Raw genomic sequence first — 22606 nt, 5'->3', positions numbered from 1 at the left:
TCGTTAGGCACAGTAATCAGTCAACGACGACATCAACCGGTATCGCTCGGATCAGTGGGGGCGGTAGCTGTGGAATTGCAGCCTGAGAAAGAAATCTGGACCGTACATTCCCTCAGACGGTGTTCCATATCGACTTCTACCAGCGCAGCTACAAATGGAGCGAGATACCCGTCCAACGCCTACTGGATGGCTGTTCCCGGAGATCCCCGCTGGTGGCCGCGATCGCCCTGGGCGCGGTGGTGGCCCCGCCGGATGCTGTGGCGGCCACGGCGATTGCCCGGAAGGTGCGGATGCCGCGCCGGATCGTCACCATTCAGGAGGGTGAATCGCTGCTCAACGACGCCACGGCCCTGATCTGCCTCCGCGCCGCCATCGCCGGGTCAGTGCCCGTGGCGGGGATCGCCGGCGACTTCCTGATTGTCGCCGGCGGCGGAGTGGTGGTGCGCGTGGCCGCCGCCTATGTCCTGACCGCACTTCGCAAACGTATCCGTAACGTTGCGATCAACACCTCAACGTCCCTCGTTGCCCCCTTGGTGGCATATTGGCCGGCCGAAGCGATCCACGCATCCGGTGTCCTCGCCGTCGTCGTGACCGGACTGGTGATGGGCACCAAGGCGCCGTCCAGGCTCGACGGCGCCGCCCGGCTGAGCCAACGCAGCAACTGGAACACGGTGCAGTTCCTGCTGGAAAACTCGGTTTTCCTCCTGATCGGACTGCAGGTGCGGTCCATCATCGACGGCGTCCAGAACGACTCCCTCGGCGCCGGCCGGATCTGGGCCGGCTGCGCAATCATCCTGCTGGCAGTGCTGCTGCTCCGGCCGGTGTGGGTATTCCCGGCCACCTACCTGCCCCGCCTGAATCCGGCTGTGCAGCGGAACGATCCTGCGCCGCCGTGGCAGTTCGCGGCGATTGTCACCTGGGCCGGGATGCGGGGCGTGGTCACCCTGGCGGCGGTGTTGGTGCTGCCCGCGGACCTCGAACACCGTTCGGTGCTGATCCTGGCCGCCTTGGTGGTGGTGGGCGGCACCCTGACGCTGCAGGGTTTCACCCTTCCGCCGCTGGTCGGGATGTTCCGCATCCAGGAGCGCGGGTTGGCTGCCTGGGAACGGCTGGGCCGGCCGTCGGCGGAGACCGCGACGCCCAGCGAGCGCTACGCCCGGCTGCGGCTTGCCATGCTGGAGGCGGAACGGGCCAATGGGCTGGAGCTGCGGCGCGGGGGTGAGTACGCGCAGGAGGTCCTCAGCGATGTGCTGGAGCGCCTCGACATTGAGGAATCCATGCTGGGGCGCTCGACGAGGCGGACACGTCCGGCGAGGGCGGCGCCGAAGGGATCGCCAGGCCAAGCGGGGTGTGCGGCCACCTGGAGTCGGCCCGGTCCTGGGAGGTGCCCAGCGACGACTACCGCGCGGACTGCCGCCAGGAAGGTGGACGACGGTGCACCTGCGGATGTGCCTGCGGTGCGGGAAGGTGGGGTGTTGCGATTCGTCCCCCGGCACCCATGCCTCCAGGCATTCTGAGACGACCGGGCACCCGGTCATGCGTAGCATCGAGCCGGGGGAAGACTGGCGCTGGTGCTATCAGGACGACCTGCTGGGATGAAATCTCGAGGTTAATTATTGGCCTTATAGGAGATTGAAGATGGGCACCCTCACGCCCGAGCTCGTACAAGCCCGTTCTGGCTGCTGATGCGACACAAACCCAATCCAATGATCGTCCGCATTGGATGTCAGTGGACTGGGCACCAGCGGAGCTTTCCGTTGCCGTTCTTGAAGACGATGGCACCGCCGGCAACGTCCTTGACCCACATGGAAGGCCGCCAAAACAGCGGCTCGTCCCTAGACATGCACCAGGTCACGCAAGACATCCTGGCACTGATCTCCATCGGCGACTCTCCTCAAGGATTCACCGGTGAACTCACAATCGAGAACGTCATGTCTGCTGCCAGGGCCCAGGTTCGGCAGATACTCACCAGCCGCATGGACACCCTCAACGACCTTGCCGGGCAACTCGAATCAGAAGGCTAAGCGGCCCAGCCAGGTCCTTATTCGCGAAGCGGGCATGGATGGCTGCGGTCCCCAACGCGTGATCGATTTCGGGCTCCCCGGCGATCTTCGCCAGGGCGACCGGCCATCTTCACGTTCATCCGCGCCGTGCCCGGCGCGCCAGCCCCAAGCAGCCAGGTGCGGGCGCCGTCCCCGATCGCGAGGAACTGCGCCTCCGCGGTCGTCCTGGCTTTCGCTATGTAGTCACCCGGGATCCTGGGCCGGTGCTCCGGGAAGTACGCGTTTTGGTCAGTTCATCCACTCAGGATCCAGCCGCTCCTGACTGATTGCTTGCCCCTCGGCCTTCTCGATGTGTTGACGAAGGGGACAGGCCAACCCCAGCCCCACCGAAAGGACAAGTCATGAAAAGGAAACCGGAACCGGGTCAGAGTCAACGCGACCCTTTGACAAATACCGGGCTAGGCGCCTAAGTTCGCCGCTAGGTGCTGTTTGTGATATTGAGGGTCACTTAGTGGTCGGGTGCGTGCGGTCCTGGGTGTGAGTCAGCGAAACATTCGGCATCCCTTTCGCGACCAGGGGGCCAGTCATGTCAATGCTGCTGATCAAGGGCTCGTTGCAGATGAAGGTGTCCAGCCGGAGGTGGATTCTGTCAACTCCGGACAACCCTGGAGAGTGGAACCTGGTCGAAGGAGCGCAGCGGGTCGAGGGCGCAGCCAGTTGCGGCTACTGCTGTCGTCCGACCCATCCAAGGGGAGACCACGTAACGGACTTAGCGTCCAGAGCGGCGAGGGAAATGGAATTCCAGTCTGTTATCGCAGCCACAGTCGGTCTTGTCGCAGGCATAATTGGCGCTTTCGTCAAGGACTATTTCAGCCTACGGGTCAAGTCAGACGAATCGCTGCGTCAGCAACGACTCAAGTCGTACCAGGACCTGTGGTCACTGACCCGCGTAACACCAAACAATCCCAAAGACCCCTCCATCACCTACGCCATGCTCGGACACGCGGCTGAGCAGCTCCTGGACTGGTATTACACCAAAGGCGGCCTCGTGCTGAGCCGACGGTCCCAGGAGGCATACCAAAACTTTCAGAAGACGTTGGGCAAGATCGCATCTGAAGGCGCGACCAGTCACCTGCATTCCTCGGTCCTGAACTCCGATTTGAAGTTCAAGACTACTCATTATCAATCTGTCCATGCGGCAGCCAGCACCTTGCGGACAGCCCTGACCGACGATCTACAGTCTCGAAACCGCCATCCTTGGTCCCGGCCGTTCAACAAAGCCGAGGACTATTTCGCCCGCCGCTGGGTGCTTGGGAATACAAAACAAGTTCGGAATTCCCCAGAGACCGACGACCCAAGCAAAGGCTGCCGGTAACGCCGCAGTAACGCCGCAGTAATGCCGAATGGTGCATGCTTCAGTTTCAAACGCTCCAAAAATCTCTCGCTGGTTGAGCCCAAATCGCTTCGACTCATCTCGCGCATCCTCATAGCCTTGCATGCGAGCTCAGGGAGGGCTCATGTCCATCATCGTTATCCGGCTGCATCCGGAGAAGCCGACCAGCGGCACGAACTTCACCAACTACCTCGAGGGGTTGAAGATCAAGGTCGGGGACCGTTCGTTCGCCGACCCTGACGCCAAGGAGACCGCAGCCGTGCTCGGCACGGCGTTCTACGACGTCACGGACCCGAACTCCAACATCGTCCAGCACAACGACACTGCGCCTGGGGTCGGACTCGGTTCGGTCGCCACCGCGGCCATCGAGGTGCCGACCCCCGGGGCGGGTGAGTACCTCAGCCGGGACGTGGTACTTACCGTCACTCGGACGGTAGGGGGTCAGACCACTCCGGTGACGGTGAAAGACTTCAACTTCAACGTCCAACTCGACCCGGTACCGCTGCCCATCCAGGATCCCGTCGCGTACGCTGCACTCACACCCGTGGCTGCCTACGTGGCGCTGCCCGCTCCACTGATCGGGCTGCCCGCCGGCACCACGTTTCTTGAGGTGCCTACAGACGGAACCCCCCCGCCCTTCGACGCCGTGCTCAAAGCGATGCAGACCGTCGTTGCCAAGGATCCCGGTCCCGGCAGCCCGCCGGACCTGAGCGCACTGACCCCGGCCCAATCCCGCCACATCGCCCGGGAGATCGTCTACAACCGAATCTTGGAGCCACTGCCCGAACCTACCAAACCGCTGGAAGCGCTCTACCGTGACACGAGCTCGGACGAAACCGCACGCCGCCAATTCGAAGCGGATCTCGTAACCTACTACGCCGTCCATGGAACCCGCGCCGATGTGCTCGCCAAATTCGTCTACGGGGTGTCCGCGGCGCTGGCCTGTGAACAAAAATCCAAGGCAGCCACCCAGGTCGGTCTGACCATCCCGGTCTTCCCCGGCCTGACGCTGCCGTCCGGCAACGTGCCTACCGTGTCCGTGGTGGTGTCCCAATGATTCCCAAGTTCGATATCCCGCCTCAGTACTTCTACGCTCTGGCGGCCAGCCTGCCCCCGGACGTCTCGGCCGATGTGCGCTACCGGCTCGCCACACTGGCCGACGAAGCCACGATCCTCGACGTACTGCGAAAGGCAGTCGAAACCGGCATCCTCACTGAGAACTCCACAGTCACGCTCGAAATCGCCGCCCGGCGGCTGCACTCACTCGGGGCTGTGCAAGGGGTCAGACCGGTGTGCGCGCCAGGGGTCGGCCTGGCGTTGACGACCGGTTACGCAAAGTACAAGACCACGCCGGACCCGAACCCTGAGCCGGACAGGGACATCGCGCCATTCTGGAACTCCATGATGGGGAACGCGGCGCTCGCGAAGGCCCACCTCGAGTTGGTGTTGGGCGCGGCGCTGCAGGAGGGCGACCCGCGGCCGCTCATCGCGGCTGTCGTCGCACAAGGGTTTGCTCTCGACAGCGTCAAGAACCTCGACGTCGATCCCTGGCCGCTTCCGCCTCCGCATCCGCCGGAGATCACCTACGCGAATTGGCTTACTGTGTTCACCGCCCATCCGGACAAGCTGCCGGACAGCGTCGGGCCGGGCTCGCTGGAGGAGCGCGTCGGCGCGTTCGTGCGCATGCTGCAGGCTTTTTTCAGCGTCTCTACCGGCGCCCTCGGACCGGGAGCCGTCAGCCCCGGCGCGCCCGAGTCGTTGCCGCGTCCGGTCACCGATCTGATCCAAAGATTCTTCGACGCTTACCGCGCGGCCGGCCATGGGACCTGGGAATGGGGACAGGGCTACACCGACGCCGACCGGGACAGCGCAATCGCCACGCTGAACCTCGATCCGGATGCCGAGGCCTGGGTCGCCCAAGCGGTCGACTCGTTGAATAACATCTACTCGTTCACCGCGGTTACCGGCATCGACGACAGGCTGCACTTCACCCTGGCCGAGTCGTTGTACGCTCGGGGGTTCTCCACCCGCGACTCCATTAGCGCCTTGACGGAGTCCGAGTTCACGGACGCGCTGATCGGCACTCCTGCCCACGAGCATGCGCACGCCATTTTCCTTGCCGGTGGAGGCGACCCGAAGAAGACGGCGGGTGGCGGAGCCGTCGGCCCTTTCCAGCCGATCAATCCCGGTGACCTGGTCAACTGTGAACCCGACTGTGCGCTGTCGCCGACGGGAAATATCGCTTACCTGCAAGGTCTTCTGGGCGTCGAGTTGGACGGACGGTCACTCGGCTACCTCCTGACGGACCGCACCGGCCCGCTCGGTGACCTCGCCGCCACGGCTGCGAACTCCGAAATCGGGATACCTCTGATCGACCTGGTGAACGAGTCACTCGAATCCATGGTCGCGACAGGCGCGGACCACGGCGCGATTTACGACACCGATCCGGCCGAGGCGGGGACGCACCCGGATACGTGGTTCGGCGCGGTGCCCTCGCACTCCTCCCCCGCTGTACCGGTTGCCGAGCCAGCTGCGTACGACACCCTGGCAAACGACTTCTCCGCGCCGACCCTGCCCTACGACCAGCGCCTCGATGTCAATCGCCGTTACCTCGAGGCGATGGGCACGACCCGATTCGACGTGCTGCGCGGATTCCGGCGCGACATCACCGAATTCGTGCTGGACCGTGCCGGCGAGCCGTCGAGCTTTCCCAAGCACTTGTGGCGTTACCCGGTGCGGCTTGACGTGGCGCTGGAGTACCTGTGCATCTCGCCAGTGGAGTACCAGACGCTGTTCAGCGACACGCCCTCCGGCGGGTCGGTCCCAGTGCTGTACGGGTTCGACAGTGAGGCGGTGCGCTGGAAGACTACCGCCGCTTCGTTGCCCGAACTGCTGAACCGGTTGGGCCTGGAGTATTGCGAGCTGGTGGAGTTGATGGTCACCGGATACGTGCCCGGAAAGCTCTATCCGGTGCCGCAATCGGTGCGGGTCGCCTTGCCTGGTCGCCCCGCGGACACCGGCGTCACTGGTGGCCTCCGTCAGCCAGCAGACCGCGGGACAGAGGGCCGTGGCACGGGGGGCGGGGACGGGGGCAGCGGGACCGATGGCAGTTCGACCGAGCCGACGCCCATTCCGTTCCCGGCCTGCGAGCCCTGCTGCCCATCGGACTATCTGTTGATACTGGACGGCGCCGAGGGCGACACACCGTGGGTGAAGCTCGCCATCATCACGCGGCTGTGGCGCAAGCTTCGGTGCACGTTCGCACCGTCGTTCGCCGAACTTGCCGAGATCTGCACCGTGCTGGGTCTTTTCGACAGTGCAGGAAAGGTGAATCCCGACTTCACTCCGCAGCTGGTCGCCTTGCAGATGCTTCGCGAGCGTTTCCGATTGTCCACACTTGAGCTGAGCACACTGTTGGATCTGTGGCGCGAGCCGCACCTGCCACCGCCGGATGAGGTCGTCGATGAACTGATCGAGCACATCTCCTGGCGTGCGCACCACAAGCATCACTCCGGCGACCGCGGCGCCGAGTTCCAGAAACTGTTGCGCAGCAACCTGGATCCGATGTCGGTACTGGGCGGCTTCGACCCGACGGTGCAGACTCGCAACTGGTACGGTCGCCCCACGCACACGCTACGGTTCGCCGAGCAGCTGGCCAAGGTGTATGCGTCGGGCTTCGGAATTGGCGAGCTGCTCTACCTGTGCACGGCCGATTCGCACCTGGGTGGCGACGATCCCTATCCGCTCGCCTCCGACATTGAGGCCGAGGTTGACCCGTTGTTTGATCCGGACAACGAAGAGGAGCACTCGCTCTGGGCCCTTCGGCGTAAACTGCTCGACGTCATCGTCGATGAGGACACCGCGCAGTCCTACACGTGGGAGCGCATCGCCGATGTGGTGCGCAACGAGATCGGCTGGGACCCGGTCGGTGACCGGCTCACCTCGCTTGGTGCACACCTGTTCCCGAGCGTGGTGCAGGCAGCGGGCATAGTGGTGAGTCCCGCGCAACGCAGCTACACCGCGTCGCTTTCCGGGAGCACCGCGGCCATATGGAACTCCCCCGGCACTCCGTTCCGCTACGATGACGCGACGGACGAACTGTCGGCGACCGTGCCGCTTGACAAAAGCGTCGTCCTGACGAAATTGAGCCGCATCCGGCCGCTCCAAGGGCAGGAACCGCAAGCGGTGCGCAACCTGTTCGCGGCCCCGCGCTTGGAGCTCGCCCAGTTCGGCTTCCTGTTCTCGAACCTCGACATTGCGTGGAAGCACCTGATCGCCGAGCCGGAGGAGCAGGCGCGCTGGCACTGGTTCCGTGAGCGGTTCGCGGTGTTCCACGCGCGCTGCCGCGTCATCGCTCGGCATCTGGCCGAGCATGTGCTCTGGCTCGACGGCGGCGATCCGGACGACGCCCCGGACGGGACCATCACCCAGGGCGAGGCCACCGAGCAGGTAGCCAGCCGGCTGCTGAAGTCGTTGCTCGCGGACGAGAACTTCGCGAACCCGCTGTCGTGGGAGAACGACAACGGCCACCGGCCGGACGTCACCTGGGACGCAATCCCGGTCGGCAGTGCGTTCGCCACGCTGACCGGGCTGGTGGGCACCGGGCTGCTCGCCGAACACACTTCCGCCGGATCTCCGCTGTGGCGGGAGATGCAGGCGACCACTTCGCTGTTCGACGCGGCGCGGGACTCGTGGAACGCACCTGTGCCGACCTTGATCCCGTCGCTGGGCGCCGTCCTTCCGGCGGCGCAGCAGCGCTGGGCAGGGGTGCGGAACGGCATCGGCATCGGTGGTCGCGGTGCCCAGGTCCTCGGCGGCATCGAGGCGTTCCGCAGCTCGTGGTCCGGCCTGCTGCTGGTCGAGCAGGACGGCAGCTACTCGTTCTGGGGCCAAGGCGCCGAACGCATCGGCGAGGAAGGCGACGAGCTGGACGGCCAGCATTGGCAGGTGCGGCTGAACCGAGGCCAGAAGCACTGGATCCTGCTCAGCCACGCCTGGGCGGACGAGCCGGACTGTTTCTCCGCCTCGGGCCTTGCACTGCGGCGTGGTATGTACGACCTGAGCATCGAGCTGGTGCGGGATGCGCCCGGAGACGACGAACTCGAGGACGCCGAAGCGCTCAGATGCGGACTCATCGTGGAATACCAGGGCCCGGACACCGCGGATGAGCGGACCGTCATACCGACCGAGCGGCTGTACCAGGCATACAAGGATGCGCCGCTGGACGCGGGCATCAACAAGAAGGTGATCGACGGTGTCCCGGAGAAGCTGCTTCAGGCGCAGTACGTCAGCACCTTGCGCGACGTCCGGCGTACTTACCAGCGGGCCTTCAAATCGCTCTTGCTGGCCTACCGGTTCGGGCTGTCGGCGCAGACCTTCTCGGACTACGCACAGTCGGAGCTGGGCTACCTGCTCGAGCACGGTGACACGATGGCGGGCCTGGCGTTCTACGAAACGGCCGGCTGGCATGCGCATGCCGTCGACTTCGATCCCAATCTGCTTCCGCTTCGGGACAGCTACTTCCCACCCGCGGCGGACGATCGGGCCGCACCGTCCAAGAAGCGGCGGCAGGGCTGGTTCGACGTCTGGGAGCGGTTGTTCGATCACGTCGACCTGGGCCGGAATGCCGAGCCCGCCTCGGAAGATCCGGTGTGGTTGCTGTATGACGAGGCCGCCGAGAATCAGCCGGACAATCCAGCACAGCTGTTGCGCCACCTCGGCATCGACCTCTCGCATGCCGAGCTGGTCCTCACCTACGACCCCGGGACGACGATCGAAGCCCCTGCGCTCACCGACGAGCGGTGGTCAACGCGCGTGTGGCACGCCGACCAGGTGGTGCGTCGGATCGTGCACTGTTTCGCGATTGCGGACCTCTCCGAGGCGCGACCGGACCTGTGGGCCGCGGCCAACCTGCTAGGTTCGGGCGGCAACCTGAATCTGGTGTCGCTGGTCCGCTCAGGCTTCGTGGACAACGGCGCACCGCGCCGGTACAAGGATTTACGGCACCTCGACGATTGTCTGCGGGTGCATGCGCGGGACGCGCTGGTCACATACCTGACCCGGCTCGGCCGAGTGACGCTACCGGGCACGGGTGGCGGCGTGGTGACTTCCGCCGACCAGCTCAGCGATCTGCTGCTGATCGACGTCGAAACCGGAACAGAGGCGCGGACCACCCGCATCGATGCGGCCATCGCCGCGGCACAGTCCTTCGTCGCACGATCCCGGCTCGGTTTGGAGTTCTGGCGTCCGGACGCGGCGTTCATCCGTCAGTGGAACTGCCGCTATGCCAGCTGCGAGGTGTGGGGCAACTGGCGGCGAAGCGAGCTCTACCGGGAGAACCACGCCCGCCCGCGGGAATTGAAGCGAGCCCGGCGCACCGAAGCCTTCCGGTTTCTCGAGGAGGAACTACATCGCGCCACGTTGACCGCGCCCATCCCGGGCGGACTCGAGCACTGGAACGCGGTCACCGGGCCGCCACGGCATCCCGGCCTGCTCTTGCTCCAGCAGCGCGATGCCTCCGCGCTCACGCAACTGGCGCCCGCGCGCGAGGGCCTGGGCCTGATGGGCACGCCGGAACTCGCCGGTTCCCGCTCCTGGCTCGCACCGTTGCGTCAGATCACGACCGGCCGAGGCGACGACGGGCGGCAGCCCACCGGCGGGAACGATAATCCGCCGGCCCCGGGCGGGTTCGAACCGCGCGCAACAGGAGCGCTTCCACGTACCCCGGAAGGAAAGCTGCCGCTGTGGACAGAGGCGGCGATCCGGCTGGGTGCCCGCTTCCTCCGCGTGCCGGCCGCGGCCGTGCCACCAGCCGGTCAACCGTTCAGCCCGCGCGAAGACGGCGAGGAGTGCACGTGCTGCCCTGGTGGATACCACCACGGCGCCGTACTGGACGAGTACTACTTCTGGCTGGTCGATTCGGCGACGTTCGACGAGATCCAGCAGGTGGCCGACTGGCCCGGCTGGCACAACGCCACCACCGCGTCGCCGATGCTGGAGTGGCCGGCCAAGGGGTCGGTGCACCTGATGTGGGCACATGTACGCGACGGAGAGATCCGGCAGCCCCGCAAATCCTTTACCGGCGTGAAGATTCCGGAGGGGGCAAGCGCAGCAAGTACGACGCTCACACTGGTGGGACGTCAGCGTGACTCACTGCTGCTGCGAGTGGGCGGCGCCTCCCTGACTCCGGGTGCGGCTCCGCCTCCAGATCCCGGCTTCCGCTACGACATGGCCTCCGACCAAGCGATCGTCGTGCCACAGGTCACTCCGGACAAGGTGATCAAGCCCAAAGACAACCCCGGCATGGGGAAGATCTCTGCGTACCCGTACTTCCTGTACTTCGATCCGGGCGCGCCGCTCTTCCCCTCGGATCCCTTCGCCGAGGCGGTCACCGTTGCCTGCACCCTGCGCGCGCGTTGCGGCCACGAGGCAGCAACCGCTTGGTACACGACCTCGTACGACCCGATGCTGGGCGACAACCGGTGGTGTCCGCCTGGGAGGCGCACGACGCCCCACGACACCGGCGACATGGGCGACAGCACCGGGGACAACACCGAGGGAACCACTGGAACCGGTACCAACGCCGGCGTCGTCGTTCTGGCCGAACCGTCCGGAGAAGGTGACGAGGCAAGGCCGGCAACGGGTCGCGGTAGACGAACCGTTGCCGCAGCCGGTGGCCGGCGACGCGGCACCCGAACGGACACGCCGAGCGACACACCGCCGGAGTTGCCGGTTCTGGCCATGCGCTCGCAATACCAGTTGGACCGTTGCTGCGACGGCACGGGTGCTGACGACGCAACCGCCCGACAGCGCCATCTCACCCTTGAATACCTAGAGACGTTGCTGGAGTGGGCGCACTGCGCGGAACTGGAGCGCACGGCCGCCGGGCGTATCCGCGCGCGGCTCATCCTGGACGGCGCAGCCAAGGTGCTGGGGCCAACGCCCCCGACCACGCACGGCTGCGGCACCCCGCATACCCCCGGTGACGTACGGCATCCGGAGGGCAGCGGCCGCGACAAGCCTTCCCCCCGCAGCACCTCTACGGAGGGACGCGGTATCGTCGGAGCGACGGAAGGTGGCGAGAAGCCGGGCAGCGTTGCCACGTTCACCCCGTGCGGCGCGCCACTGAACCCGTGGCTGATGTCGCTGTTCGAGCGGGTGGCCGACCGCCGCGCGGTGCTGCAGGCCGAGGCGGGTGACACCGACAACTGCTGCTGCATGTGCGGCGATGAACATTGCGGCTGCGACGCGGGCGGTTCCTGCAACTGCGGCGGCTTGGGTTGTTGCTGTCCGGCGAGCCCGTACCGTTTCAACTACGTGCTGAGCCGAGCGGCTGACTTCGCCTCACAGGTAACCAGTTTCGGCTCCGAGTTCCAGAGTGCGCTGGAGAAGGGCGACGCCGAACTGCTGACCGCGGTGCGGACCAAGCACGAGCAACAGGTGCTCAACCTGAATCGCACGATCCGCAAGGAGCAGTGGCGCGATTCCGACTGGCAGGTGCAAGGCCTGCGCCTGGCCAAGCAGATCGCGCAGACCCGATACGAGTACTACAACTGGCTCATCACCCGCGGTCTGGTCGCCGGCGAGATCGACTACCGGGAACTGAGCAACGGATCCTTTGCGGCCACCGGGGCCTCGAGTGTGTCCGAGGCGATCGGTGTGGTGATGGGCGTCATCCCCGATGTTTTCGTCGGAACGACCGCATTCACCCAGCTGCCGCTCGGCACCAAACTGGCGAACGTGTTCGCCGGCATCTCGCGGATCTCCGGTCAGGTGGCGACGATCCTTTCCGGCACCGCAGGGCTGCGCACCACCGAGGCGACCTGGGACCGTCGGCTCACCGAATGGAACTTCCAACGCGACGTAGCGGGGCTAGAGATCGCGCAGGCCGAGCGGAACATCCTGGCTGCAGAGCGGCGGCGAGCGGCAGCGCTGGCGGAACTCAACAGCAGCCAGCGGCAGCTGGAGAACTCGCGAGAGATGGTAGAGCTGCTGCGGGACAAGACCACCTCGCACGCGCACTTCCTGTGGCTAAGCAAAGAGGTGGCTACGCTCTATCGTCAGATGTACGAGATCGCCGAATGTGCGGCCCGGCAGGCCGAACGGGCGTTCAACATCGAACGGGGCTTCACCGACCGTCGGTTCGTGCCGAGTCACACCTGGAACGACCTACACCACGGTCTGACCTCGGGCGAGCACCTGACACTGGCAGTACGCCGGATGGATGCGGCCTACACCAGCGAGAACGTGCGCGACTACGAGCTGACCAAGCACGTCTCGTTGCGCAAGTTCTTCGGGTCAGCCTTCCTGGACCTGAAAGTGAACGGCGAGTGCACCGTCGAACTGCCCGAGTGGCTGTTCGACCTGGACTACCCCGGTCACTACCTGCGCCGGCTCAAGAGCGTCTCTCTGACGATACCTGCGGTCGTCGGGCCGTACACCGGTGTGCACGCCCGATTGACGCTGCTGTCCAGCACCACACGCATCGAGCCACGCCTGCTCGGTCGTACCTCGTGCTGCTGCGGCGATGCGACTGCCGGACCGTGCGGCTGCGGCTGCGGATGTGGCGGTGGCTGCGGGGGAACCTGCGGCTGCAGCACCCACTGCGAAGGGGACTGCGCCAGCTGTGGAAACGAATGCTGCGAGGACTGCCGCAGTTCCGCGGGCTACGCCTTGGAATGCGGCGACTGCCGAGCAGTGCGCGACTTCGGCAACCGCCAGGCCATCGCTACATCCACCGGACAGAACGACTCCGGCCTGTTCGAGCTGTTGTTCCGCGACGAGCGCTACCTGCCCTTCGAGTACGCCGGGGCCGTCAGCACCTGGAAACTGGAGATTCCACTGGAGAACAACGATTTCGACCTGGACCAGCTGGCCGATGCGGTGATGCACATCAACTACACCGCGCGTGAGGGTGGTCCGGTGCTGCGCAAGGCGGCCTCGGCTTATGCCCGCGAGTGCCTGCCTGATGCGGGCGAGCGGCTCATCGACCTCTCCCGTGAGATGCCGGAGGAGTGGGCTCGCTTCACCGGCGAGGGCGGTTACCGCCGACTGGACCTGCGGCTCTCCCGGGATTACTTCGCGGGAGTGACGAGTGGCCGCGGCGCGACGGTGCGCAAGGTCGAGATCTTTATGGAGTCCGAGCACGCGGCGCCGAGTTCACACGTCGACGTCGAGTTCGAGGCGGAGAACTGGGCGCGCTGCGAACCGGACGTAGAGTACCTGTTTCACGTGGTCGCCGGTTCCGATTGGTGCGGCTTTTACCACGGTGAGGTGGACGCCGAGGTCGGTCCGATCACCAGCTTCGAGCCGAAGCTCGTGGGCAGCTTCGAATTCGAGGAGCCTGTACGGGACACCACGCGGGTGTTCCTGCTCGTGCACTACGAGCTCACCGACCGGGCGCCGTGTTTGACCTGCGGCGGCCTGACCAGTGGCTGCGGGTCTGACCATGGCGCCGATCAGCATGACCACCCCTGAGGCGGAACCGGGGGCGGGCGGCGCATCAGCACCCTCGCCGTCAGGTCCGCAACAACCAGCCGCTCCCGGTGGACCGTCGTCCGAAAAGGGGGGTGGGCCACCCCCGATGCTGCCGAGCGTCTCGTTGCCCACCGGAGGCGGGGCGATCCGCGGCATCGGGGAGAAATTCGGTGTCAACGCCGTCACCGGAACCGGATCTTTCACGGTTCCGCTGCCGCTGACCCCGGGGCGCGACGGCTTCGGACCGGCGATGCAGCTTTCGTACGACTCGGGCTCGGGCAATGGGGCGTTCGGATTCGGCTGGAGCCTGGAACTTCCCTCCATTACCCGCAAGACCGACAAGGGCATCCCCCGGTACGACGACGCGCACGAGTCCGACATCTTCCTGCTGTCCTCGGCCGAAGACCTAATCGCTGCCGGCCCTTCACGTCAGGTTGACGGATACGACGTCCGCCCGTACCGCCCGCGGATCGAGACGGTTTTCGCGCGCATCGAACGCTGGACCCGGATCGACGATTCCAGTGACGTGCACTGGCGGACCCTCTCACCCGAGAATGTGCTGACCTTATACGGCGCCGGTCCGGAGTCGAGGATCACCGATCCCGCCAACGAGCGGCACATCTTCAGCTGGCTGGTGTGCGAGACGCGGGACACCAAGGGCAATGTCGCGTGGTACGAGTACGCCGCCGAGGACGACGGACGCAGCGCAGCCCAGCGCTACCTCAAGCGGATCCGGTACGGCAACGCGGTGCCTCTGCTCGACTCCGACGGCGATCGGCCGCGTTTTGTCAGTACGACGACACTGCGTGACACGCTCTGGCACTTCCAGGTGGTGTTCGACTATGGCGACCATGACGACGAGGTCCCGCTGATCGAACCGGACCGGCAACGGGCCATCCGGGATGACCCGTTTTCGTCCTACCGATCCGGCTTCGAGGTGCGCACGTCCGGACTGTGTCATCGGGTGCTGATGTTCCACTCCTTTCCCGATGAGCCGTCCCTGGGCGTGGACGCACTGGTGGGCGCCGCGGAACTGACCTACTCGCCTCGCACCGACCCCACAGCAGTGAACCGGCCGGTGTACTCGAAGTTGGTCGCGGTCACGCAGGCAAAATTTCGCAAGGACGGCAAGGGGTACCGGCGCCGCACACTGCCGCCGGTGGAGATGAAGTACTCCGAGGCGATCGTGCAGCACACGGTGCGAACCATCGCGCTGGATCAGCTCGGATCACTGCCACAAGGCCTGGACGGCCGGACGTTCCGCTGGCTGGACCTCAACGGCGACGGGATTCCCGGCGCGTTCAGCGAGCAGGGCAACGGCTGGTACTACCTCCCGAACGTCAGCGGCGCAGCGGAGGGCGAGGTGCGGTTCGGTCCCCTTGAGACGGTGCCCGTGCGCCCGAACCGGACCCTGGCCAGCGGCGCCCAGCTGATGGACCTCGGCGGAGACGGCCGGCTGGACGTCGCCGTCCTCAACGGCCCCGACGCCGGACTGTACCAGCACGACGAGGACAACGGGTGGCACCCGTTCCGCGCGTTTCCCTTCCGGCTCAACCGCAATATGAACGACCCGAATCTGCGCCTGGTAGACCTCGACGGTGACGGACTGCCGGACGTACTCATCACCGAGGGCGACGAGCTCGTCTGGCATCGGGGCTTGGGCCGGGACGGCTTCGGTCCGGCCTACCGGATTCCGGTGCCCGGTGACGAACGACAGGGGCCACGGGTCGTCTTCGCCGACGGCACCGAGAGCGTGCAGCTCGCAGACATGACCGGCGACGGACTCTCCGACCTGGTGCGGATCCGCAACGGCGACATCGCGTACTGGCCGAACCTGGGCTACGGCCGGTTCGGGCGCCGCGTCACCATGCGCAACGTTCCGCGATTCGACGATGAGTGGCAGTTCTCCGCTGCCAAGCTTCGCCTCGGTGATCTCGACGGTTCCGGTACGACTGACGTCATCTACCTTCACGGGTCGGGTCCACGGCTGTACTTCAACCAGTCCGGGAACGCCCTGAGCAAGCCGAACCACCTGACCGGATTCCCGTTGACGGACAACGTGGTCGGCGTCGATGTGCTCGACCTGCTCGGTAACGGAACGGCGTGCCTGGTCTGGTCGTCACCGCTTCCCGGCGATCTGCGCCGGCAGGTCAAGTACATCGACCTGATGGGCACCAAGCCACACCTGCTGATCAGCATGTCGAATAATCTGGGCGCCGAGACGCGCGTGCACTACAAGCCGTCGACGTACTTCTACCTGGCAGACCGGGCCGCCGGGCGTCCGTGGATCACCCGTTCACCGTTCCCCGTGCATGTGGTCCAACGTTCCGAAGTGTTAGACCACATCAACCGACACCGGTTCGCCTCTCGCTATGCCTACCACCACCAGTACTTCGACGCGGTGGAACGTGAACCCCACGGATTCGGTCTGGTAGAGCAGTGGGACACCGAGGAGTTCGCCAACCTGGCCGAGCCCACCGGGTACCGCGGCACGAACGTCGACGCCGTCACGCACGTGCCTCCCGTCTACACGAAGTCGTGGTTCCACACCGGGGTGTACCTCGGACACGAACACGTCAGCGACTACTTCGCCGGGCTGCTGGGGCCACACGACCGCGGCGAGTACTACCGCGAACCCGCCTGGGCGGACGACGATAGTGAGGCGCGCCGCCGGCTACTTCCGGACACCGTGCTGCCCGAGGGGTTGACCCTCGACGAGGAACGCGAAGCCTGCCGCGCACTCAAGGGATCGTTGCTGCGCCAAGAGGTCTACGGCCTGGACGGCAGCGAGGCAGAGCAGCACCCCTACACGGTGCTTGAGCAGAACTTCACCATCCGGACCTTGCAGCGGCGTGGCCGCAACCGCTACGCCGCCTTTCTGGCTCACCCCCGCGAACGCATCACCTACACCTATGAGCGCAACCCGGACGACCCCCGGGTCGATCACTCGCTGACCCTGAAGGTCGACGGCGCGGGACACGTGCTGGACGAGGTGGCGGTCGCCTACGGGCGCCGAAACCCGGATGCGTCCCTGCCCTCGGACGAGGACCGCGTTGTGCAGGCCCGGACCCTGGTGACCGCCACGCACAACACCATGACGCACTTCATCGACTCGGTGGACCACTATCGGACGCCTTTGCCGGCCGATGTGCAGTCCTACGAGATCACCGGGGCGGTTCCGCAGGACGGGCTGCGCTTCGCATTCGAGGAGTGGACCGGCCCGCTGGACCCGATGTCGGCACCGCTCATCACTGTTCCGGTGAACGTGGACGAGCCGGGCCGGCGTCGCCGCCTGATCGACCACTCCCGCGTACTGTACCGCCCGGACGACCTAGGCGCATCGGTGGACGACGCGCAGGCGATCTTGCCCTTGGGGGTCCTCGAGCCCCGCGCGATGCTGGGACGCACCTTCCGGCTGTGCTTCAACGAGCGGCTGCTGTACCTAACGTTTCGCCAGGACGGGAAGGACCTGCTCGACGATCCGGATGCGGTGCTGCGTGAAGGTGGCTACTTGCCCGGGCCGGACCTGACGGCGACCGGCTCTTTTCCGGCGGACGATCCGCAGGGTCAATGGTGGCAGCCCACCGACCTCGCTTTCCTCTCCCCCGCGGACCAGGACGGCGCCCGAGCCGAATTCGCCTTTGCCCGCAAACACTTCTTTCTCCCCCGCCGCGCCCGAGACCCGTTCCAGAACGGCGTGACCAGCCGCGACCGTGAGGTCGTCTACGACTCCTACGACATGGTGGTGGTGGACACCATCGACCAGATGGGCAACCGGATCACGGTCGGCGAGCGCAACGCCGACGGCAGCCGGGTTCCCAATGGGCCAGGCGTGGACTACCGCGTCATGAAGGCTCTGTTCGTCACTGACCCTAACGGCAACCGGGCCCAGGCGGGGTTGGACACCTTGGGCATGCTGGTAGCCACGGCATCGATGGGCAAGCCTGGGGAATCCCTCGGGGACTCGTTGGAGGGATTCGACCCCGAGGCCCTTGACGCTCCTGGGCCGGTGGGCTCACCAGCGCAGACCGCACCCGGCCTGATCCGCAAGGCCAGCCGTCGGCTCTGCTACGACCTCTTCGCCTACCACAGCACCAAGCACAGCGCGAACCCGCAGCCACCGTCGGTGCGGACGATCGTGCGGGAGACCCACGAGTCAGATCTCGCACAAGGGCAGAAACCCGTACTGCAGAACACCTTCTCCTACTCCGACGGTTTCGGCCACGACGTACAGAGCAAGCTGGAGGCCGACCCTGACCCTGCGCATCCGGACCGCGCACGTTGGATCTCCACCGGCTGGAGGGTCCTGAACAACAAGGGCAACCCGGTCCGCACCTACGAACCCTTCTTCACCTTCGAGCACGCATTCGAGTTCGCCGCGGTACACGGCGTCAGCACCATCAAGTTCTATGACCCGGCACAGCGCGTCATAGCGACGCTAAGTCCCGACCACAGCTACGAGAAGGTGACATTCAGCGCCTGGCACAAGACCAGTTGGGACCGCAACGACACCGTGCTCGAGGATCCGCGTACCGACCAGGATGTGGGTGGGGTGATGGCGGGCTATTTCGCGACGGTGGATACCGGTTGGCAGACCTGGTATGGCCAGCGAATTGGTGGCGGCCTCGGCCCCCGTAATCGCGAGGCAGCCGCTAAGGCGGAGCCGCACGCCCGGACGCCGAGCACTACGCACATCGATCCGCTGCAACGAGCCTTCTTGGTCCAGGCGCACAACGGCTTTCGTCTGGATAATGACGCCAAGCGCGCGCCGATACTGCTGAACAGCCGTAGTCAGTATGACGTCGAGGGCAATCTCGTGGCGGTGCGGGACTCGATGGAGTCTCTTGCCCGGCGCGGCCGTGTCGTCGCCCGTAGTGTCTTCGACTTCACCGGCCGGGAAGTGCGTCGCGAGGGCATGGATTCGGGCACCCGCTGGATCTTGCACGACGTAGATGACAAGCCACTGCGGCAATGGGACAGCCGGGGGCACCGCACCCGGCCTGTCTACGACGCCCTCCGTCGAACGGTGCAGATCCTGGTGCGTGGTGCTGATCCCCAGCATCGCAACCGGGAGGTCGTGACCGAGCGGACCGTCTACGGTGAGACCGTACCCGACGCCGGTCGGCACAACACGCGCACGCGCGTCTACCTGCATCTGGATCAGTCTGGTTCATCGCTGTGCCCGGAGTACGATTTCAAGGGAAATCCGCTGCGGTCCACGCGGCGTATCGCCGCGGCGTACCGCACCGTGGTCGATTGGACCCTTCCGGGTGTGGCGGAGCCTGACCTAATCTCGGCCGCCGAATCCGCCTTGCTGCCTGATGAGTTCAAGACAGCTAGTGCGTTCGATGCCTTGAACCGGGCCCGGACCCTGTCGAATCCGGCTGTCGATGGCTTCGACACCAGCATTGTCCGCTACCGGTACAACCGCTCGAACCTGCTGGTGGGCTTGGACGTCCAGATCGAGGGGGACACTTCCGACGGGAAACCGCATTGGACGCCGCTGATCCGGCACACCGTGTTCGATGCCAAAGGCAATCGCCAACGCATGGAGCGCGGCAACGGCCTAATCACCAGCTTCGAATACGACCCGCTCACCTTCCGACTCACCCAGCTTGTAACCACACGACAACGAAGCGCGAAGTCTGGACAGCATTACTCGGGGCGGGACTTCCAGCATCTGAGCTATACCTACGACGCAACCGGTAACATCACCTCGATCGATGACGACGCCCACCAACCGGTCTTCTTCCGCAACCACCGGGTGGACGCCGGTGCGGACTACATCTACGACCCGCTGTACCGCTTGGTTTATGCAACCGGACGGGAGCATCTGAGCCACGCCGGTGCGGCCCCGAGACCCACGGGGCTGGAGCTTCCCCCGGCCGTGCATCCTCACGACAAAGGGGCGCTGGCGCGGTACACCGAGCGCTACGACTATGACGATGCGGGGAATCTGACCAGGCTTCGGCATCGTTGCCACGATGCAGCGCATTCCGGATGGAGCCGCACGTTCGACTACGAGCAACACGGACCTCGGATTCTTCCGCCAGAAGATGAAAACCCCGAGGTCTGCTGGGAGGTGGGAAACCGCCTGAGCAGCACATCACTGCACTCAGCGCATTCATCCGTCGAGCGCTACGCATACGACAGGCACGGCAACCTAACGCACCTCCCGCATTTGGAGGCGATAACGTGGAACCACCTCGACCAGCTGCACTACTCTCTACGGCAACGTTCCTCCAATGACCGGACCGAGCGCACGTACTACGTCTACGACACCTCCGGTGCCCGCACGCGCAAAGTCACCCAGTTGCCGGGGGGCGGCCTCAAAACGGACCGGATCTATGTCGGCAGCACCAAAATCGAACGCCAGCATTCCGGGGCACACAAGGGACTGGTCCGCAACACCCTGGACGTGACCGACAGCAAGCACTGCATCGCCCGCATCGAGAGCCGCAATGCCGTCGACGACGGTTCCTCGGCGCGCCAGATCCGGCACCAGTTCCCCAACCATCTCGGGTCGGTCACAGTTGAGGTCGACGGTGAAGGGAAGCTGCTCAGCTACGAGGACTACACGCCTTACGGCAGCACCGCCTACCAGGCGGTGCGCTCCGAATCCGAAGCCCGCAAACGAGACCGGTTCATCGGCAGAGAGCACGACAACGAAACCGGCCTGTACTACGTGGGGGCGCGGTACTACGCGCCGTGGCTGGCGCGATGGACATCCACGGATCCGGCAGGGCTCCGCGACGGCACCAACCTCTATGTCTATGCTGGCTGCGATCCGGTGAACCAGCTTGACCGCAACGGGGCATGGAAAGTCAAGTGGAAAGAAGTGGCGATCGGGTTCGCCGTCGCGGCGGTGACCGTTGCCGCGGTGGTCGTGGTCGTCGGCAGCGCCGGCACTGCCGCGGCCCCGCTGTTGGCGGCCGCGGCGACCTACGCCGGCGTCAGCGAAGGAGCCATAGTCACCACTCTTGTGGTCGGAGGCACCCTCGCGGGCACAGCCAATGTACTAAAGTCTTCTGCCGAACTAACGACAGGCAGGGACCTTAAGGGCGAACCGCTCTCGGACGAGGCGCTCTCGCGCAAACTGGGTGCGCTTCCCGTTGATGTGGCCGCGACCATTTTCGGCCTCAAGGGCATCACCTTCGGCGGAGGAGGGGGTACGGGAGCCTCGAATATCGCCAACATTTCCGAAGGAGGCGTGGGGGTATTGCGCAGCGCGCCCGCTTTCAGCTTCCCAAGCGTGGTCGCAAACACCAAAGCCATCGCGCCGGCACTCAGCGCCGCTGCCATACCCGTTGCGATGGCCATGATAGGCAGCGGCGGGGGAGGTGGCAGCAACGAAGCCCCGCCCGAGCAGAAATCTTCACAGAAGCCCCCACCCGAAGAGAACGCATCGCAGAGCTCTTCACCCAACTCCAACGCGACGACGACGGAGCCGCTCAGCTCCCAACTCCCGCCCAAGGTGAGCGTTGCCAATCCCGGCGGCAAGAACGGCCCCACTTTCGGAGCCTCCACCACGAAGGAATACCGCTCGACGTTCTTCAAGATCTTTCCCTGGCTGAAAGGAAAGGTCTGGGTACACCACGCTGTTCCGCAGCGTGTCGCCAAACTCTACCCCGGGCGTTTCACTGAGTCTGAGCTGCACTCTGTCGAAAACCTGCGCGGCATCCCCAACGAGATCAACCGCACCGTCCACCTGAAACAGATCAGCAAGATCTGGAATCAGTTCTTCAGGGCCAACCCGAACGCCACCCGTGAAGCACTGATCGCTGAGGCGAAGAGTGTCGACGAAATGTTCGGAGGCCAGTTCAACCCGCCCATCAGACCGCCCGTGTCGGTCAATCCAACTCCCACACCGGTGTCGTCTGGGCCGTGAGAGCCTTCTCGAAGCGTATGGATGGCGCGCGTGGGATAATGTCGCGACGGATTCCAGCGTCCGGCCGTTCCGTAACGACGAAAGGAAGTCCGATGCATTTTTACATCGTCCGCCCTGAAGTGGCGGGCGGCATCGGCGACAACACCGTGATGGACTACAGCGGCGACCGCGTCGGCGTCTCCCACTTGCATTACGAATTCGAGAGCTGGCTCGGAGACGAGCTCATCACCGGGCACCCCGCCTTCGCCGCCACCACCGTACTCGCGGACAAGTTCAAGCAGGCCGGACTCACCGGCTTTCACACGCGCGACATGGACGTGACCCGCACCGAGGACTTCGAGGAGTTCTATCCCGGCCGCGAGATTCCGCCCTTCACCGAACTGGTGATCGATGGCAAAGTCGGTCTCGACGACTTCGCAATCAACAACGACAGCGATCTCGTGCTCTCGCAAAAGGCCCTGGACATCTTGAACACTACGAACCCAGTAGACACCGAAATTCTGCCAATCGACGAACACGGACGTCCAACCGGTTCCGGATAGGCCGGTCTCGCGGCCTCCTCGGACTCGGACGACACCGGGTTGCCGACGGTGTCTGGCAACCCGTTAGGGCGCCCCAGTCGCTGCCGGGCGCGGCGCATCACGTCAAACCCGTTGCAGCCGCTGGTCAACACCACTGCCGCCTATAACGACGAGAACCGCTCCCTATATGGTGATGATGAGGAACGATCCGACGCGGAACGAGGCCGTTGGGGGGATCCTTCTCCTACGCGGCCGCGACAACGTCTCCAGCAATAACGAGCCGTAGGCGGCCAAGCGTCGTACCTATGCCGACAGCCTGTACTGA

General features: G+C 65.2%; 8 protein-coding genes. All 8 read left to right on the top strand.

Features of this window, described 5'->3' with window-relative positions:
- Positions 1-119: 119 nt before the first annotated feature.
- The 8 genes from AB4Y73_RS03925 (at position 120) to AB4Y73_RS03890 (ending at position 22302) form a co-directional block, all read left to right on the top strand.
- Positions 120-1517, top strand: a complete 1398-nt coding sequence (locus AB4Y73_RS03925; protein ID WP_441868756.1) for a cation:proton antiporter — start codon at positions 120-122, stop codon at positions 1515-1517.
- Positions 1447-1599, top strand: coding sequence for a UBP-type zinc finger domain-containing protein (locus tag AB4Y73_RS03920; protein ID WP_441868753.1), 153 nt, complete (start codon positions 1447-1449; stop codon positions 1597-1599). Before AB4Y73_RS03925 ends, AB4Y73_RS03920 begins: the two co-directional genes overlap by 71 nt.
- A gap of 242 nt (positions 1600-1841) precedes the next feature.
- Positions 1842-2024 carry a hypothetical protein gene (locus tag AB4Y73_RS03915; protein ID WP_441868750.1) on the top strand — a complete coding sequence of 61 codons (183 nt, stop codon included), beginning with the start codon at positions 1842-1844 and terminating at the stop codon, positions 2022-2024.
- A 565-nt stretch (positions 2025-2589) separates the two neighbouring features.
- On the top strand, positions 2590-3378 hold the full coding sequence (locus AB4Y73_RS03910) for a hypothetical protein (protein WP_441868747.1): 789 nt from the start codon (positions 2590-2592) through the stop codon (positions 3376-3378).
- Positions 3379-3520: 142 nt separating this feature from the next.
- Positions 3521-4453: a hypothetical protein gene (locus tag AB4Y73_RS03905; protein ID WP_441868744.1), complete on the top strand. Its 933-nt coding sequence runs from the start codon at positions 3521-3523 to the stop codon at positions 4451-4453.
- Positions 4450-13872: a neuraminidase-like domain-containing protein gene (locus AB4Y73_RS03900; RefSeq protein WP_441868741.1), complete on the top strand. Its 9423-nt coding sequence runs from the start codon at positions 4450-4452 to the stop codon at positions 13870-13872. Before AB4Y73_RS03905 ends, AB4Y73_RS03900 begins: the two co-directional genes overlap by 4 nt.
- Positions 13873-13978: 106 nt before the next feature.
- Complete coding sequence (locus tag AB4Y73_RS03895; protein ID WP_441868738.1) at positions 13979-21760, top strand: SpvB/TcaC N-terminal domain-containing protein; 7782 nt, start codon at positions 13979-13981, stop codon at positions 21758-21760.
- Between the two features lie 92 nt (positions 21761-21852).
- Positions 21853-22302 (top strand): hypothetical protein, encoded by a 450-nt coding sequence (locus AB4Y73_RS03890; RefSeq protein WP_441868735.1) that lies wholly within the window; start codon positions 21853-21855, stop codon positions 22300-22302.
- Positions 22303-22606 lie beyond the last annotated feature (304 nt).

The sequence above is a fragment of the Pseudarthrobacter sp. TAF60_1 genome, assembly GCF_052113505.1.
Classification (GTDB): Bacteria; Actinomycetota; Actinomycetes; order Actinomycetales; family Micrococcaceae; genus Arthrobacter.
This window is presented reverse-complemented; position numbering and strand designations above follow the sequence as displayed.